Origin of the sequence: Diaphorobacter sp. JS3051, assembly GCF_015832135.1 — a bacterium.
GTDB classification, from domain to species: Bacteria; Pseudomonadota; Gammaproteobacteria; order Burkholderiales; family Burkholderiaceae_C; genus Diaphorobacter; species Diaphorobacter nitroreducens.
Genome location: NZ_CP065406.1, coordinates 1,461,558 through 1,478,840, shown reverse-complemented (window position 1 = coordinate 1,478,840; position 17,283 = coordinate 1,461,558). Strand labels below are relative to the sequence as shown.

Sequence of the window (17,283 nt, the reverse complement as noted above, 5' to 3'; positions counted from 1 at the left end):
GCCCGCGTTCACGCCAGCGTGCGCACCTGCGGCTCGCGCGCCCACTGGCGCGTCTGCGCGGCGGCGATGAAGCCCTGCGCGTCGGCCGGGTCCACCACGCCCGCGTCGGGTTCGATGCCGCCGGCCTGCAGGATGGCCTGCGTGCCCTTGCAGGCAGCGATGGCCTTGAGGTGGCCGAAGGCGTCGCGGAACCAGTCCACCGCCACGGCCTCGCGCGCCAGCTGCGCGCCCATCTCCGGCGACAGCACCGAGGCCACCGCGTCGAACACCGCCGAGGGCGTGCCCGCCAGCTGCCCGTCGGCAGGCAACTGCGTGCCGTCCTTGAGCAGCGCGCCACCCACCTTGGGCGCGACGATCTTCACCTGCGCGCCCGCCTTCTCCAGCGCCTTGCGCAGGTTGGCCACGGTGGTGCCGTTGGAGCCGTCTGCCACCAGAATGCCCACGCAGCGGCCCTGCAGCGTGGGCTTCATGCGGTCGATGATGCGCAGGGCGGGCGAGGGCGGCAGGTCCTGCACCGGCACGGCCAGCGGGGGGGCGGGCGGCAGCTGCGGCAGCGCCAGGCCATCGGCCACGCGCTGGGCCAGCTGCGGGTCGATGTGCAGCAGATGGCCCACCACGCCTTCGCGCACGTGCAGCGTCTGTACCTTGGACAGCTCGAACACCAGCGCCGACGCCAGGTGCGCCTGCTCCAGCGGGCTCTGGCTGCGGTAGAACATGCGCGCCTGGCTGTAGTGGTCGGCAAAGCTCTCGGGGCGGATGCGCCCCTTGCCGCTGCCTTCGTCGGTCTGCGCCACATGCCGAAAGCCTGCCGCCTGCGATGCGCGGGGCGAGTCGGCCTGCAGGCTGCTGGGCTCGTAGTTCACGCGGCCCTGCGGCACGAGCATCTGCATGTGGCCGTCGCGCTGGTTGTGGGCGAAGGGGCACTTGGGCGCGTTGATGGGGATCTGCACGAAGTTGGGGCCGCCCAGGCGCAGCAGTTGCGTGTCCAGGTAGCTGAACAGGCGCCCCTGCAGCAGCGGGTCGTTGCTGAAGTCGATGCCCGGCGGCAGGTTGGCCGGGCAGAAGGCGACCTGCTCGGTCTCGGCGAAGAAGTTGTCGGGCCAGCGGTTGAGCACCATGCGCCCGATGGGCCGCAGCGGCACCAACTCTTCGGGGATGAGCTTGGTCGCGTCCAGGTGGTCGAAGGGGAACGAGCCGGCCTCTTCCTCGGTGAACAGCTGCACGGACAGCTCCCACTCGGGGTAGTCGCCCGCCTCGATGGCCTCGAACAGGTCGCGGCGGTGGAAGTCGTTGTCCGCCGCCTGCAGCTTCATCGCCTCGTCCCACACGGTGGACTGGATGCCCAGCTTGGGCCGCCAGTGGAACTTGACGAAGGTGCTCTCACCCGCGGCATTCACCAGCCGGAAGCTGTGCACGCCAAAGCCCTCGATCATGCGCAGGCTGCGCGGAATGGTGCGGTCGCTCATGATCCACATCACCATGTGCATGGATTCGGGCATGAGCGAGATGAAGTCCCAGAACGTGTCGTGCGCGCTGGCGGCCTGCGGGAAAGCGCGGTCGGGCTCCATCTTCACGGCGTGCACGAGGTCGGGGAACTTCATCGCGTCCTGGATGAAGAACACCGGGATGTTGTTGCCCACCAGGTCCCAGTTACCCTCGGGCGTGTAGAACTTCACGGCAAAGCCCCGCACGTCGCGCGGCGTGTCCACCGATCCGGCGCCACCGGCCACCGTGGAAAAGCGCGTGAACACGGGCGTGCGCGTGCCGACTTCGGTCAGTACCCGTGCCGTGGTGTAGGGCCTGTTCACACTATTTTTGCCAGATGCGTTGCGATCAAAAAGGGCCAGGCGCAAGGCGCCAAACGAAGCTGGGGTGCTACCCCAGCGAGGCTTGGCAACGCCGCGAATGGCCCTTTTTGATCGCAACCCGGAGGGAACGGAGTGAAAACCGCGCCATTCGTCGTTGCCCTCCTAGCCAAGGCCCCGGCCTTGGCGTCGTCACGCGCCTAGATTGGCGCGGTTTTCACGCCATTCGCACTGGCAAAAATAGTGTGAACAGGCCCTAGTCCGCGAGGGAGTGCGTGAGCTCGAAGAAACCGTGCGCCGCTGAGCCGCGCGCGTGCACCACGCGCTCGGGAATGCGCTCGTGGTCGAAGTGGGTGATCTTCTCGCGCAGGATGAAGTCTTCCAGCAGCGCTGGCCCATGCGGCGAGGGGTGCAGGGTGTTCTGGTTGTCGGGCACGGCAATGCCCTGCTGGGTGGTCAGCACCGGGTGCTGGCCGGCGGCCTGCTGCTGCAGTTCTCCGGCATGGCCGCGGTAGCTGTCCGCATGGGCCGCGGCCTGGCGGGCGGGTAGGGGTTGCTTGGTGGCGGGGGGGCGTGGCATGGACGCTCCTTGGGCGAAATGGCGGTGGGTGTTGCACGGTGCCGCGCTGCGGCGAGCCGCCATGTTTCGCGCGGTTTTGCGGCGCCTGGGTAGGACTTGCGCCCCTTCGCGCGTCGTCATGCGCCACCGCGCGGGACGGGGTCTGCCCAGCCTGTAAGCGCATGCAACAGCCGCGTGGCGCATGGAGCGCTTTGATACGCTCGGCCAAAGCACTGCAGGGGGGGATCTCTTGAATACATGGATACGGTGGGTTGCCGCGGGTGGCGCACTGCTGGCGGGCGGCGCGCAGGCGCTGCAGGTGAGCAGCTTTTCGCCCCAGGGCGAGGTGGCGCAGGTGCGCCAAGTGGTGGCGCGGTTTGACGCGGCTGCCGTGCGCTTTGGCGACCCACAGGCGCCGGCTCCCTTCACGGTGCAGTGCAGCGACGCCGATGCGGCCAAGGGCACGGGCCGCTGGACGGGCGAGCGCGAATGGGTGTTCGACTTCGCGCGCGACCTGCCGCCGGGCGTGCGCTGCACGGCCACCGCCAGGTCGGGGTTCAAATCGGCCTCTGGCGCAGAGCTGTCGGGCGCGAAAAGCTATCAGTTCAATAGTGGCGGCCCGTTTGTCCAGCGCATCCTGCCCGGCACCTACCAGTCCATCGACGAGGAGCAGGTGTTCGTGCTGCAGCTGAACGGCGCGGCCACGCAGGACAGCCTGCGCAGCCATGCCTGGTGCGCGCTGGACGGCGTGGGCGAGCGCGTGCCTGTGCGCCTGGTCGAAGGTGCGCAGCGCGGCGACATCCTCAAGGCCCTGGGGCTGGACAAGCGCGCCGCGCAGGCGCCGCTGCAATACGCCACGCTGGCATGCAACCGCCGCCTGACCTCGGGCACGCGCATGCAGCTCGTCTTCGGCAAGGGCGTGGCCACGCCCAGCGGCGTGGCGAACACGGTGGAAAGGCGCTTTGCCTTCCAGGTGCGCGAGCCCTTTGCCGTGGAGTTCCAGTGCGAGCGCGAGAACGCCCAGGCCGCGTGCCTGCCGATCCGCCCCATGGTGCTGTCGTTCAACGCACCCGTATCGCGCAAGATGGCGGCGGGCATACGGCTGAAGTCCAGCTACGAGACGCTGCTGCCGCGCTTTGAGGGCGAAGGGGAGGGCACGGCCGCGCAGCCGGGCGACACGCTGGTGAACGCCGTACGCTTCGGCGTGCCGCTGGCCGAGAGCACGTCCTTCACGGTGGAGCTGCCGGCGGACTTTCGCGATGCCGCGGGGCGCGCGCCGCGCAATGCGGCGAGCTTCCCGCTCAAGGTGGCCACGGGCGGCATGCCGCCGCTGGCCAAGTTTGCGGCGGCGCCTTTTGGCATCGTCGAGCGCTTTGCCGAAGGCCCGGCCGAGGACCACCCGCCCGCGCTGCTGCCCGTGACGCTGCGCAAGGTGGAACCCGCGCTGCGCGTGCAGGGCCTGCAACCTGCGTCCACCCCCGAGGCGCCGGCAGGCCGGGTGCGCACGCTGCAGCCCGGCGGCGATGCGGAGATCATCGCCTGGATGCGCAAGGTGCGCCGCTACCACGGCGCGCTGGTGGAGCGTGGGCAGGCCCGCAGGGACGGCGTGAGCACCCTGCCCCAGCCGCTGCAGGGGCAGGAGAACAAGGAGTACGTGCAGACCCGCATGCTGTCGCTGCTGGCCGGCCAGAGCGGCGCCAAGGCGCTGGAGCTGCCCCGCGCCGCGGCAGCGGACCCGCGGCCGTTCGAGGTCGTGGGCATACCGCTGGCGCCGGGTTTCCATGTGGTGGAGGTGGCGTCGCAGGCGCTGGGCGGCGCGTTGCTGGACGAGCGCCACGGCGCCGGCCGCACCATGTATGTGCGCACGGCGGCGCTGGTGACCAACCTGGGTGTGCATTTCAAGCTGGGCCGCGAGAACGCGTTGGCCTGGGTGACCACGCTGGACAAGGGGCAGCCCGTGCCGGGCGCGAGCGTGCGCGTGTCCGATTGCCGGGGCCGCCTGCTGGCCCAGGCGCAGACCGATGCGCAGGGTATTGCGCGCTTTGACGGACTGTCGCCCGAGCCGCCGCGCTGCGGCGACGCAGACGGCTACGACGACTACGGCGATGGCTCGCAGGCCTACTTCGTGAGCGCGCGCCACCGCGGCGCGGACGGGGTGGAGGATCTGGCCTTTGCCTGGAGCGACTGGCAGCGCGGCATCGAGCCCTGGCGCTTCAACCTGCCCACCAGCAGCGACCCGCGCCCGGATACCGTGGCCCACACCATCTTCGACCGCACGCTGCTGCGCGCGGGCGAGACCGTGTCCATGAAGCACGTGCTGCGTCTGCAGAACCGCCAGGGCTTTGCGCTGCCGCAGGAGCGGCCGTCGGAACTGGCGATCACCCACGTCGGCAGCGGCCAGCAGTTCACCCAGCCGCTGCAGTGGCGCAAGACGCGCACGGGCGGCCTGTCGGCCACCAGCGAGTTCGCGGTGCCGCCGGCGGCCAAGCTGGGCCTGTACCAGGTGGAGCTGCGCGGCGCTGACGTCAATGGGGGCGAGCGCTCGTTCGAGTCCGGGAGCTTCCGCGTGGAGGAGTTCCGCCTGCCGGTGCTGGAAGGGCGTATCGCGCCCGCGGACAGCAAGCCGCTGGTGCGCGTGCGCTCGGTGCCGGCCGACGTGCGGGTGGGCTACGTGTCTGGCGGCCCTGCCGGCCAGTTGCCGGTGCGGGTGTCGGCCATGGTGCGCGGCAAGTTCCTGCAGTTCGGCGACTTCGACGCCTTCAGCTTCCATCCGCCCCGCAAGCGCGGCGCGCAGGCGGGCGATGACGACGAGGAGCCCGCGGCGCGGCAGGACGCGCGCGTGGTGGCCGACAAGCTGGCGCTCACGCTGGACAAGAGCGGCGCGGGTCGCGTGACCATCGAAGAACTGCCCCCGGCCCGCCAGGCGCAGGACCTGGTGCTGGAGGCCACCTATGCCGACCCCAATGGCGAGGTGCAGACGGTGCGCAGCACGCACACGCTGTGGCCGGCCGCCGTGGTGGCTGGCGTGAAGACCGAGGGCTGGGCATCGGCTGCGAGCCGCGTGCGCTTCCAGGCGCTGGCGCTGTCGCTGCAGGGCCAGCCCCAGGCCGGAGTGCCACTGGCCGTGCAGGCCATCGCGCATGTCACCACCACCAGCCGCAAGCGCATGGTGGGGGGCTTCTACAGCTACGACAACAAGACCGAGACCAAGGACCTGGGCACCGTGTGCACCGGCAAAAGCGACAGCCGCGGCCTGCTGCTGTGCGACGCCAAGCTGGACGAGCCCGGCGAGGTGGAGCTGGTGGTCACCGCGCGCGACAAGGACGGCAACGAGGCCCAGGCCGCGTCCTCCGTCTGGGTTACGCGGCGCGGCGAGCTGTGGTTTGGCGGCGAGGACCATGACCGCATCGACGTGCTGCCCGAGAAGAAGAGCTACCAGCCCGGCGAGACCGCGCGGCTGCAGGTGCGCATGCCGTTTCGCCATGCCACTGCGCTGGTCAGCGTGGAACGCGAGGGCATCATCGACACGCGCGTGGTGCAGCTCAATGGCCAGGACCCCACGGTGCAGGTCCAGATCGGGCAGGACTGGAGCCCCAACGTCTACGTGAGCGTGCTGGCGCTGCGCGGGCGTCTGCGCGAGGTGCCCTGGTACAGCTTCTTCACCTGGGGCTTCAAGGCGCCGCGCGAATGGTGGAACGCCTTCTGGTACGAAGGCCGCGAGTACGTCGCCCCCACGGCCATGGTGGACCTGTCCAAGCCCGCCTACCGGCTGGGCGTGGCCGAGCTGCGTGTGGGCCATGCCGCGCACCAGATCGCGGTGCAGGTCAAGGCCGATAAGGACAGCTACCCGGTGCGCGGCAAGGCGCAGGTCACCATCACCGCCACGCTGCCGGACGGCAAGCCCGCTGCCGGCGCCGAGGTGGCGCTGGCCGCCGTGGACCAGGCGCTGCTGGAACTGATGCCCAACACCAGCTGGAACCTGCTGGAGGCCATGCTGCAGCGCCGGGCGTGGGGCGTGGAGACTTCCACCGCGCAGATGGAGATCATCGGCCGGCGCCACTACGGCAAGAAGGCCGTGCCTGCGGGCGGCGGCGGCGGCCACACGGCCACGCGCGAGCTGCTGGACACGCTGCTGCTGTGGCGGCCCGCCATTCAGCTGGACGCGAACGGCCGGGCGCAGGTGACCGTGCCGCTCAACGACGCGCTCACCACCTTCAAGGTGGTAGCGGTGGCGGATGCGGGAACGGGCCTGTTCGGCACCGGTGCCATGCAGATCCGCGCCACGCAGGACCTGCAGATCATCAGCGGCCTGCCACCGCTGGTGCGCGAGGAGGACCAGTTCCGCGCCCAGCTCACGCTGCGCAACACCACCAAGGCGGCGATGAAGGTCGAGGTCACGCCGCGTGCCACGCTGCTGCAGCTGAACCAGCAGACCGTGGAGATCCCCGCGGGCGAGTCGCGCGAGGTGGCGTGGTCCGTCACCGCGCCCGCGCAGCTGGCCCAGACGCGTGCCCAGGCGCTGCTGTGGGAGATCGAGGCGCGCGATACGGTGAGCGGCGCGCGCGATGCGCTCAAGGTGACCCAGCGGCTGGTGCCGGCCGTGCCGCTGGCCGTGCAGCAGGCCACGCTGGTACAGCTGGACGGCAGCTTCCAGACGGAGGCGGCGCCGCCCGCCGATGCGCTGCAGGGGCGCGGCGGCCTCAAGCTGGCGCTGCAGCCCCGGCTGGCCGAGGGCCTGCCCGGCGTGCGCGACTGGTGGGCCAACTACCCATTCGCCTGCCTGGAGCAAAAGGCCAGCAAGGCCATCGGCCTGCGCGATGCCGCACTGTGGCGCAGCGTGGCCGCGCAGATGCCCACCTACCTGGACGGCGATGGCCTGGCCTACTACTTTCCGCCGAGCGAAGGCAGCGCGAACCGGGGCAGCGACACGCTCACCGCCTACCTGCTGGCCGCCACGCACGAAGCAGCCGCGCTGTACCCCGAGTTCACGCTGCCTGTCGAAGTGCGCGAGGCCATGGAGCGCGGGCTGACGGCCTTCGTGGAAGGACGCATCCAGCGCGACTTCTGGAGTCCGCGCAAGGATCTGGACCTGCGCAAGCTGGCGGCCATCGAGGCGCTGTCGCGCACGGGCCATGCCCCGGCGCGGCTGCTGGAGAGCATCACCATCGCGCCCAACCAGTGGCCCACGCATGCGGTGATCGACTGGATCAATGTGCTCAAGCGGGTGCAGGGCGTGCCACAGCGCGAGCAGCGCCTGGCCGAGGCGACGCAGATCCTCAAGGGCCGCCTGTCCTACCAGGGCACCAAGCTGCTGTTCAGCACCGAGCAGCAGGACTACTGGTGGTGGCTGATGCAGAACGGCGACGTGAACACCGCGCGCCTGATGCTGGCCGTGCTGGACGACCCCGCGTGGAAGGACGACATGGGGCGCCTGGCCAGCGGCTTCATCGCGCGCCAGCAGGGCGGCGCATGGCACACCACCACGGCCAACCTGTGGGGCGGGCTGGCGCTGGAGAAGTTCAGCGCCCGCTTCGAGTCCACGCCGGTGGCCGGCACCACCCGCGCTACGCTGGGCGGCCACAGCGCCAGCGTGGACTGGGCCAAGGTGGAGCCGGCCAAGGCCAGCGACGCCACGGGCGCTGCGCACCAGACCCGCTGGTTCGGCGCGCCAGCGGCGCCCGGCATGCTCAAGAACAACGGCATGTTCCTGCCGTGGGGCACGGGCGCTGGCGCGGCGCAGCCGCTCGTGGTCACGCACCAGGGGCCGGGCAAGCCGTGGCTCACGCTGCAGTCGGTGGCGGCCGTGCCGCGCCAGCAGCCGTTCAGCGCGGGCTACACCCTCAAGCGCACGGTCACGCCGGTTGAGCAGGCCGACAAGGCACTGCCCGCGGGCAGCTACTCGCGCGGCGACGTGCTGCGCGTGACGCTGGAGGTGACCGGTACGGCCGACATGACCTGGGTGGCGATCACCGATCCCATCCCCGCAGGGGCGACCATCCTGGGCAGCGGCCTGGGGCGCGACTCCGAAATCGCCACGCAGGGCGAAAAAACCGAGGGCCGGGGCTGGCCCGCGTTCGAGGAGCGCGGCTTCGAGTCCTTCCGCAGCTACTACGAGTACCTGCCCAAGGGCACGGTGACGATGCAGTACACCGTGCGCCTGAACAATGCGGGCGACTTTGCGCTGCCGCCCAGCCGCGTCGAGGCACTGTACGCGCCCGAGATGTTCGGCGAGGCACCCAATGCACGGGTGAACGTGGTGCAGCGCCCGTGACTATTCAATGCATAGCTGCTGGCGCTTGATGGACGGGCGTTAGCGGCAGTTTTGATGTCGGACCGATCGACGGGCCGTGGCGGGTGGGCGGGTGGCCCGCCGCGGCGTGCGGGTGCGTAACGCCAGCGTCACAAGCGGTCCCTACACTGCCGCGATGTCACTGATCGAACTTGATGCGGTTGCCAAGTCCTGGGGGAGCACCACGGCATTGCAGTCCATGAACCTGCGCATTGAGCCCGGTTCTTTCTGCGTGCTGCTGGGACCCTCGGGCTGCGGCAAATCGACCACGCTGCGCATCATCGCCGGGCTGGAGTCACCCACGTCGGGCAGCGTGCGCATCGACGGGCAGGACGTCACGCAGCTGCCGCCTGCGCGGCGCGGCATCGCGATGGTGTTTCAGAACTATGCGCTGTTTCCGCACCTGAGCGTGGCGCAGAATATCGGCTTTGGACTGGCGGTGCGCAAGGTGCCCAAGGCCGAGGCCGCGCAGCGCGTGGCGCAAGCCGCCGAGCTGCTCGGCCTGGCCCCGCTGCTGGAGCGTCGGCCCGCACAGTTGTCCGGCGGGCAGCAGCAGCGCGTGGCGCTGGGCCGCGCCCTGGTGGCCCAGGCCCGCGTGTGCCTGATGGACGAGCCGCTGTCCAACCTGGATGCGCAATTGCGCCAGGAGATGCGCACCGAGCTGCGCGAGCTGCAGCAGCGCCTGGGACTTACCGTGGTGTACGTGACGCACGACCAGGCCGAGGCCATGAGCATGGCCGACCAGGTGGTGCTGCTGCACCAGGGGCGTGTGGAGCAGTGCGCGCCGCCGCGCGATGTGTACGCCGCGCCCGCTTCCACCTTTGCCGCGCGCTTCATCGGCACGCCCGCCATGAACCTGGTGCGCCTGGAACAGGGCCGCATCGCGGGCACCGACATCGCCGTGGGTCGCACGCAGGCGCACTGGCTCGGCCTGCGCCCCGAGGCCGTGGCCCTGGACGATGGCAGCGGTGGGTCGAGCGGCGTGGCCGCCTCCGTGCACAGCCAGGAATACCTGGGCGCGGATGCCGTGCTGCGCTGCGCTATCGGCACCGAATTCATCACCGTGCGCGCGCCGGGGCAGCACGCCCCCGCAGCCGACGGCCAGGGTGTGCGCCTGCGGTGGTGCGGGCACGACCAGCATTTCTTTGACGCCCAGGGCCAGCGCCTGGCGGCTTGAGCCACTTCTTACGCAGCCTGCGCCGCATGCGCGTGCACGGCGCTGCCTTTCGTTTCCTCTCCCCACTCTTTCCAGACCCCAGGAGCTTTCGCAATGCAACGCAAGATGTTTTTGAAGACCTTGGCTGCGCCCGCCCTCGCGGCCATGGCGCTGTGTGCCGTTACCGCCCATGCGCAGGCCCCGGTGGAAGTGCCGTTCTACTACCCCGTGGCCGTGGGCGGCCCCATCACCAAGGTGATCGACGGCTACGCGGCCGACTTCAACAAGGCGCATCCGCAGTACAAGGTGGTGCCCATCTATGCCGGCACGTACCAGGAGACCATCGTCAAGGCGCTCACCGCGCACAAGTCCGGCAAGGCGCCGGCCACTTCGGTGCTGCTGTCCACCGACATGTTCACGCTGATCGACGAGGACGCCATCGCCCCCATCGACGACTTCGTGAAGACCGACGCCGATCGTGCCTGGCTCTAGGGCTTCTACCCGGCCTTCATGGCCAACAGCCAGACGGGCGGCAAGACCTGGGGCGTGCCGTTCCAGCGCTCCACGGTGGTCATGTACTACAACAAGGAGGCCTTCAAGGAAGCCGGCCTGGACCCCCACAAGGCGCCCCAGAACTGGAAGGAACTGAAGGAAGCCGCGCACAAGCTCACCAAGAAGGATGCCAGCGGCAACGTGACGCAGTACGGCATCCAGATCCCGTCCACCGGCTTTGCCTACTGGATGCTGCAGACGCTGACCACGCCCAACGACGTGCTGCTGGCCAATGAGGCCGGCACCCAGGTCACCTTCGACCACCCCAAGGTCATCGAGGCGCTGGACTTCTGGGTCAACCTGACCAAGGAAGGCGTGCACCCCAAGGGCGTGGTGGAGTGGGGTACGACGCCCAAGGATTTCTTCGAGAAGAAGGCCGCGATCATCATCACGACCACGGGCAACCTGACCAACGTGAAGAACAACGCCAAGTTCGACTTCGGCGTGGCCCAGATTGCCGGCAACCTGCGCAAGGGCTCGCCCACGGGCGGCGGCAACTTCTACATCTTCAAGAAGGCGCCACAAGAGCAGCAGCAGGCCGCGTTCGAGTTCGCCAAGTGGATCACCCAGCCCGAGCGCGCCGCGCAGTGGAGCATGGACAGCGGCTACGTGGCCGTGTCGCAGGCCGCCTATGACACACCCGCACTCAAGAAGTACGGCCAGGACTTCCCGCCCGCGCTGGTGGCGCGCGACCAACTGCCGGTATCGGTGGCCGAGTTCTCCACGCACGACAACCAGCGCGTGACCAAGGTGCTCAACGACGCCATCCAGGCCGCGCTGAACGGCACCAAGACCTCGGCGCAAGCGATGAAGGACGCCCAGCGCGAGGCCGACCGCATCCTGCGCAGCTACAAGTAAGGGCGAGCCTCCCATGCCGGTGATGCGCAGCACGCCGGATGCGGGCAGCAGCCAGCGTGCCATGCACGCCTGGCTGCTGCTGCTTCCGGCCCTGGTCCTTTTGGTGGCCTTCACGCACTGGCCCACGCTGGCCACGCTGATCGACAGCTTCCATTCCACGCCCCGCGCCGGCCAGGCGGGCGTGTGGGTGGGGCTGGAGAACTACGAGGCCATGGCGGACGACCCCGTCTTCTGGCAGGCCGTGCGCAACAATCTGTGGTTTGCCGGGGTGACCATTCCGCTGTCCATCGGCCTGGCACTGGTCATGGCGCTGTGGGTGAATGAACGCCTGGCGGGGCGCACGTGGGTGCGCATGGCGTACTTCACGCCCACCGTGCTGCCGATGATCGCGGTGGCCAACATCTGGCTGTTTTTCTACACGCCGCAGTACGGGCTGCTGGAGCAGATCACCGGCGCTTTCGGCCTGCCGTCACGCAACTGGCTGGGCGACCCGGCCACGGCGCTGGCCTGCGTCACCGTGGTGGCGGTGTGGAAGGAGGCCGGCTTCTTCATGATCTTCTACCTGGCCGCGCTGCAGACGCTGAATCCCAGCCTGAAGGAGGCGGCCGCGATCGAGGGCGCCTCGCGCTGGTATTTCTTTCGCCGCGTGCAGTGGCCGCTGCTCATGCCCACCACGCTGTTCGTGCTGGTCAACGCCGTCATCAACGCCTTCCGCCTGGTGGACCACATCTTCATCCTGACGCGCGGCGGCCCCGACAACGCCACCACGCTGCTGCTGTACCACCTGTACGAGGTGGGCTTCAAGTTCTGGGACACGGGCTACGCCGCCGCCATCACCGTGGTGCTGGTGGTGGTGCTGGCCGGCGTGGCGCTGCTGCAGTTCTTCGTGCTCGACAAGAAGGTGCACTACCAATGACCGGCTTCGCAGCCGCATCGCAACGCTCCGCCACGCGCGGGCCCGACCTCTACGGCGCCACCTGGCTCGACACGCTGGCCGCTTGGGTGCTGGCCCTGCTGTGGATACTGCCGCTGGCCTATGCGTTCTGGACGGCCTTCCATCCCAGCGAGTACGCCACGCGCTTCGACCTGTCGGCCCCGTGGACGCTGGCCAACTTCCGCCAGGCCTGGGAGGCGGCGCCGTTCGCGCGCTATTTCCTCAACACCACGCTGCTGGTGGCCATGGTGCTGGCCGCGCAGCTGGTGCTGTCCACGCTGGCGGCCTATGCGTTCGCGCGCTACGAGTTTCGCGGCAGGAACGTGGCTTTCGCGCTGGTGCTGGTGCAGCTGATGATCATGCCGGACATCCTGCTGGTGGAGAACTACAAGACCATGGGCCGCCTGGGCCTGGTCGACTCGCTCGTGGCCATAGGGCTGCCGTACTTCGCGTCGGCCTTCGCCATCTTCCTGCTGCGCCAGACCTTCATGGGCATACCCAAGGAACTGGACGAGGCCGCGCGCGTGGAGGGGGCCAGCGCCCTGCAGATCCTGTGGCGCGTGTATGTGCCGCTGGCGCGGCCCGTGTACACCGCGTTCGCGCTGGTGTCGGTGAGCTTCCACTGGAACAACTTCCTGTGGCCGCTGATCATCACCAACAGCGTGGAATCGCGTCCGCTCACCGTGGGCCTGCAGGTGTTCTCGTCGGTGGAACAGGGCGTGGAATGGTCCATCATCACCGCGGCCACGCTGATGTCCACGGCGCCGCTGCTCATCGGCTTCATCCTGTTCCAGCGCCAGTTCGTGCAGAGTTTCATGCGTGCGGGCATCAAGTGAGGTTTGAGCTCGAATTGGCATCTAAGGCAATGCTGAGCAAGTCCCGTCGTAAAAATCCGTCTTTTCACAGCCAGCGCTCCGGCTGATGATGGGCGGCATAAAACAACAAACACTCGCAGCAGCATCGGATCAAGGCTCGGGATTCCAGCAATATCGCAAGTCCACCCGGCGCGAGGAGTTCCTCAAGACGATGGATGCCATCGTGCCGTGGGCGGCGCTGTGCGAAGTGATAGAGCCGCACTACGCCAAGGCCGGCAACGGCCGCCTCCCCATCGGGCTGCAGCGCCTGTGCCGTTTTCCGGTCAGGCTCAGCGGCACCGCTGGCAAGGGGCCGCTTGCCTCAACCAATGCGGCCTGGGGGCGCGAAAGCGGCCCCAGCGTCACGAGGCAGTCTTGCCGCGCAGGCCATCACGCCTTTCGGGGGCCTTTTCCTGCTCAGGCGCCGTCGGTGTAGATGCTCGCCGTCCGTTCATAGTGCATCGCCAGCAGCCGCTGTGCATCGGACAGCCGGTTGTCCATCACCGCATCGAACATGACCCGGTGCTCATCGAGTTCATTGCGCTGCTTATAGGCCTTGCGCGCGGCCAGTTGGCGATAGCGATAGGCCTGGTCGTAAAGCTGCTCACAGAAACCCAGTAGCAAGGGCGATTCACAGCCCTTCAGCACGGCGAAGTGAAACGCCCTGTGATGGCGTTCCCACTCGGGATTTTCTTCAAAGCTGTCGCGCTGCACCGACCGCGGCGTGCGCGAGAGCCGATGAAATGCCAGAACGAGCGCCTCTTCCCAGACGGACGTCCGCAGGGCAAACGCCTGTTCCAGTGCCAGGGACTCCATCGCGATGCGCGTACGGACCAGATCGCGCAACCCCTCTGCACTGACCTGTGCCACACAGAAGCCGCGCTGGTCGTTGTGCACGACCCACTCCTCGCTGGCCAGCCGGTTCAACGCCTCACGCAAGGGACTGGCCCCCACCTGGTAGCGCTCTCTCAACTCATGCATCAGCAACTTGCGGCCTGGCGCCCACACGCCAGACAGCAAATCAGAGCGCAAAGGAAATCCTGCAAAACCCCGAACGCAGTCTGCTAGAAGCCAGGAAGTCATGGCATCCTCCCCGCCCATGAAGCAAAGCAGCCTTGACCTGAAACTGAGCACCAAAAAGACCCGCAAGCAAGAACTGCTGATCCAGATGGATTTGGTGGTTCCCTGGGCTGCTCTGGTCGAACTCATTGCGCCCTATTACCCCGAAGGCAAGAACGGCCGCCCACCCTTTGCCCTGGAGACCATGCTGCGCATCCACTGCATGCAGCAGTGGTTCACCCTGTCAGATCTGGCGATGGAAGAGGCCTTCTTTGACACCCCGATCTACCGGGAGTTTGCAAGTCTTGATGCCCATGGGAGGGTGCCTGACGAGAGCACCATCCTGAGGTTTCGTCATCGGCTGGAGAAACACAAGCTGGCCGAGCAGATTCTGGCCACTGTCAACGAGCTTCTGGCAGCCCAGGGCTTGCTGCTCAAGGCAGGCACTGCGGTCGATGCCACACTGATCGCAGCGCCTAGCTCTACCAAGAACAAGGACAGAAAGCGCGATCCAGAGATGCATTCGAGCCAAAAGGGCAACGAATGGCACTTTGGCATGAAGGCCCATATCGGCGTGGATGCGGACTCGGGACTCGTGCATACCGTCATAGGCACCTCGGGTAACGTGGCCGACGTTGTAGAGGGCAACAGCTTGCTGCACGGGCAGGAGACAGACGGGTTTGGTGATGCGGGCTACCAAGGTATCGACAAGCGCCCGGATGCCAAGGAGGCAGTGCGGTGGCACATCGCGATGCGCCCAGGCAAACGCAGAGCGCTGGACAAAGAGAACAACCCCGTTGACGCGCTGATAGACCAAGTGGAGAAGATCAAGGCGAGCATCCGTGCCAAGGTGGAGCATCCCTTCAGGGTGATCAAACGACAGTTTGGATACACCAAGGTGCGCTACCGGGGATTGAAGAAGAACACGTTGCAGCTCAAGACGCTGTTTGCGCTGTCCAATCTTTGGATGGTGCGCCATCAATTGCTGGAGGCGCAGGGATGAGTGCCCCTGAAATCAGGCAAATGGCCGCAAAGGCGGTGCAGATGGCCCGCAAGGGCGTGGAAAGTGGTGCGAAGACCCAGGCTAAACGCCATCCATCGCACTATCTGAAACCGGTGACCTTGTAGCACTTACGCATTCGAGTTATTCAGGGCATCCCAAACGGTCATAGGTTGTGCGCGTCAAGGTCGGAAATGCATCCATCAGCGGGTATACCCTGTTTTTATCGACATACAAAGAAAAGATAATTTTTTATCGACAAAATAGCTTTCAAACAAACCATATCGACATCATGACCAAAATTGCCAGAATCGTAACGTCAGGCCGTCTCCAGTGGGCCGCACTCCATCGTGAAGAATTGCTGGGCCTGCCAGACCTGCCGGGAGCGGAAAGCGCCGAGCCCCAGGCCCTGCTGTCCCTGGTGCGCGACGGGATCCCTGCCCGCATGCTGCAAGAGGCCCCGCGCCTGGATCCGGAGGCAGTGACCTGGCTCCCCCCCGTCACTAGGCCCGGCAAGATCATCTGCCTTGGGCTGAACTATGCAGCACATGCGGCGGAGGGGGGCAACAGCCAACCGGAGTACCCAAGCTTTTTCATGCGGGGGGCATCCTCGCTGATTGGCCACCAGGCCCCTCTCGTACGGCCCAAAGTGTCCGACAAGCTCGACTTCGAGGCAGAGCTGGCCGTGGTCATTGGCCGCCGCGCGCGGCACCTCACGGCGGCGGACGCGCTGACTGCCGTGGCGGGCTACTCCTGCTTCAACGACGGCACCTTGCGCGACTATCAGCGCCGCACGGCGCAGTGGACCATCGGCAAAAACTTTGATGGCACCGGCGCCTTCGGCCCCTACCTGGTCGCGGCCTCGGAGCTGCCCGACGGTGCCAGGGGACTGCGGATCGAATCGCGGCTCAATGGGCAGGTGATGCAGAGCGACAACACCGCCAACATGATCGTTCCTGTGGCCGAGGCGCTGCAGCTGCTCACCGAGGTTCTAACCCTGGAGCCGGGCGATGTCGTCGTCATGGGCACCCCCGCGGGCGTGGGCTATGCGCGCACGCCCGCGGTGTGGATGCAGCCCGGCGACCGGATCGACATCGAGATTGAGGGAGTCGGGCAACTGTCGAACCCGATCACCCAAGAGGCCTGAACACCCTGAAGTTCACCCAAAAAAAGTTCAACGAGCAGGAGACAAAGGCAATCATGGAATACGTCACTAAGGTCAGACGGCAACTGCTGCTGGCAGCCACCGCAATCGTTTTTGCATCGGGCGCTTCAGCCCAGTCCTATCCCAGCCGGGGGGTCAAAATAATCGCGCCGTTTCCCGCAGGCGGGCAAGGGATCGACCTGGTGGCCCGCGCATTGGCCAACGAGTTGCAGACAGCCACCGGCCAGGCCTTCACCGTGGAGAACCGCCCTGGCGGCGGCACGGTGATCGGAACGGCGGCCGTTGCCTCTGCTCCTGCCGATGGCCATACGCTGCTGATCATGGCGAACAGCTTCACCGTCAACCCCAGCCTGCAAAGCCGCCTGCCCTATGAGAGCCGGCGCGACTTTGTTCCCGTCACCCTCCTGACCATCACGCCGCATGTACTCATTGCCCGCCCGCAACTTGCTGCCAATACGCTCGCCGAGGCATTGCAAGTGGCCACCACCCGCAAGGACCGGCTCAACTACGCGTCCATCGGCAATGGGACTTCGCCACACCTTGCAGGCGAGTCGTTGAAAAAGATCTCCAAGGCCGATCTGACGCACATCCCTTACAAAGGCCAGGCCCCCGCGCTACAAGCGCTCATGGCGGGCGAAGTGGACTTGATGTTCGCCAACCTGCCCGATGTGCTGCCCTTTCTCGAAAGCAAGAAGATCAAGGCCCTGGCCATTTCGGCGCCGTCGCGCGACCCCAGCCTTCCGCAGGTGCCCACCATGGAGGAGTCCGGAGTGCCGGGGTTCGAATCCAACTCCTGGTACGGGCTGATGGTCCGGGCAGGCACGGATGAAGCCATTGTGCGCCGACTCCACGAACTCACGACCGGCATCCTCCATTCGCCAAAGATCAGCCAGCAGTTCTCCAGCAGGGGACTGCGCATCATTGCCAGCACACCTGCGGAGTTTGGCCAGTGGCTGGACAAGGAATACACGAAGTACGAAGAGATCGTGAAATTCTCCGGCGCCAAGATCGACTGACCCCCTTTTTTATTAACGGCAACCCCAATGGAGTAC

The 17,283-nt window shown here is 67.1% G+C and carries 9 protein-coding genes and 4 pseudogenes; 10 read left to right on the top strand and 3 right to left on the bottom strand.

Annotation, left to right across the window (positions count from 1 at the left end; genetic code table 11):
- Nucleotides 1-8: 8 nt before the first annotated feature.
- Nucleotides 9-1,796, bottom strand: a pseudogene (locus I3K84_RS06975) (catalase); the annotation flags it as partial.
- Between the two features lie 274 nt (nt 1,797-2,070).
- A pseudogene (locus I3K84_RS06970) lies at nt 2,071-2,385 on the bottom strand (catalase); the annotation flags it as partial.
- 181 nt (nt 2,386-2,566) lie between these two features.
- Between I3K84_RS06970 and I3K84_RS06965 the strand changes: the two are divergent.
- From I3K84_RS06965 to I3K84_RS06940, 6 genes and pseudogenes are all read left to right on the top strand, one after another.
- Nucleotides 2,567-8,635: an alpha-2-macroglobulin gene (locus I3K84_RS06965; protein ID WP_231403424.1), complete on the top strand. Its 6,069-nt coding sequence runs from the start codon at nt 2,567-2,569 to the stop codon at nt 8,633-8,635.
- 154 nt (nt 8,636-8,789) lie between these two features.
- Nucleotides 8,790-9,830 (top strand): ABC transporter ATP-binding protein, encoded by a 1,041-nt coding sequence (locus I3K84_RS06960; protein ID WP_047351599.1) that lies wholly within the window; start codon nt 8,790-8,792, stop codon nt 9,828-9,830.
- 93 nt (nt 9,831-9,923) lie between these two features.
- Nucleotides 9,924-11,219 (top strand): annotated as a pseudogene (locus I3K84_RS06955) (ABC transporter substrate-binding protein).
- A 13-nt stretch (nt 11,220-11,232) separates the two neighbouring features.
- Nucleotides 11,233-12,135 (top strand): carbohydrate ABC transporter permease, encoded by a 903-nt coding sequence (locus I3K84_RS06950; protein WP_196995777.1) that lies wholly within the window; start codon nt 11,233-11,235, stop codon nt 12,133-12,135.
- Nucleotides 12,132-12,989 carry a carbohydrate ABC transporter permease gene (locus I3K84_RS06945; protein WP_231403423.1) on the top strand — a complete coding sequence of 286 codons (858 nt, stop codon included), beginning with the start codon at nt 12,132-12,134 and terminating at the stop codon, nt 12,987-12,989. Before I3K84_RS06950 ends, I3K84_RS06945 begins: the two co-directional genes overlap by 4 nt.
- 97 nt (nt 12,990-13,086) lie before the next feature.
- Nucleotides 13,087-13,284 (top strand): annotated as a pseudogene (locus tag I3K84_RS06940) (IS5/IS1182 family transposase); the annotation flags it as partial.
- Nucleotides 13,285-13,424: 140 nt separating this feature from the next.
- Here I3K84_RS06940 and I3K84_RS06935 read toward each other — a convergent pair.
- A complete protein-coding gene (locus I3K84_RS06935; protein WP_231403422.1) occupies nt 13,425-14,090 on the bottom strand; it encodes a GntR family transcriptional regulator in 666 nt (221 codons plus the stop codon).
- A 16-nt stretch (nt 14,091-14,106) separates the two neighbouring features.
- Here I3K84_RS06935 and I3K84_RS06930 point away from each other — a divergent pair, with 16 nt between their 5' ends.
- From I3K84_RS06930 to I3K84_RS06920, 4 genes are all read left to right on the top strand, one after another.
- On the top strand, nt 14,107-15,069 hold the full coding sequence (locus I3K84_RS06930) for an IS5 family transposase (protein WP_011806097.1): 963 nt from the start codon (nt 14,107-14,109) through the stop codon (nt 15,067-15,069).
- Nucleotides 15,066-15,194 carry a hypothetical protein gene (locus I3K84_RS22430; protein ID WP_255352815.1) on the top strand — a complete coding sequence of 43 codons (129 nt, stop codon included), beginning with the start codon at nt 15,066-15,068 and terminating at the stop codon, nt 15,192-15,194. Before I3K84_RS06930 ends, I3K84_RS22430 begins: the two co-directional genes overlap by 4 nt.
- 164 nt (nt 15,195-15,358) lie before the next feature.
- Entirely contained in the window at nt 15,359-16,213 is an 855-nt protein-coding gene (locus I3K84_RS06925) for a fumarylacetoacetate hydrolase family protein (protein WP_196995776.1), read from the top strand.
- A gap of 53 nt (nt 16,214-16,266) precedes the next feature.
- The gene (locus I3K84_RS06920; protein ID WP_196995775.1) at nt 16,267-17,247 is read left to right on the top strand and encodes a tripartite tricarboxylate transporter substrate binding protein; all 981 of its coding nucleotides are present in this window, start codon (nt 16,267-16,269) and stop codon (nt 17,245-17,247) included.
- Nucleotides 17,248-17,283 lie beyond the last annotated feature (36 nt).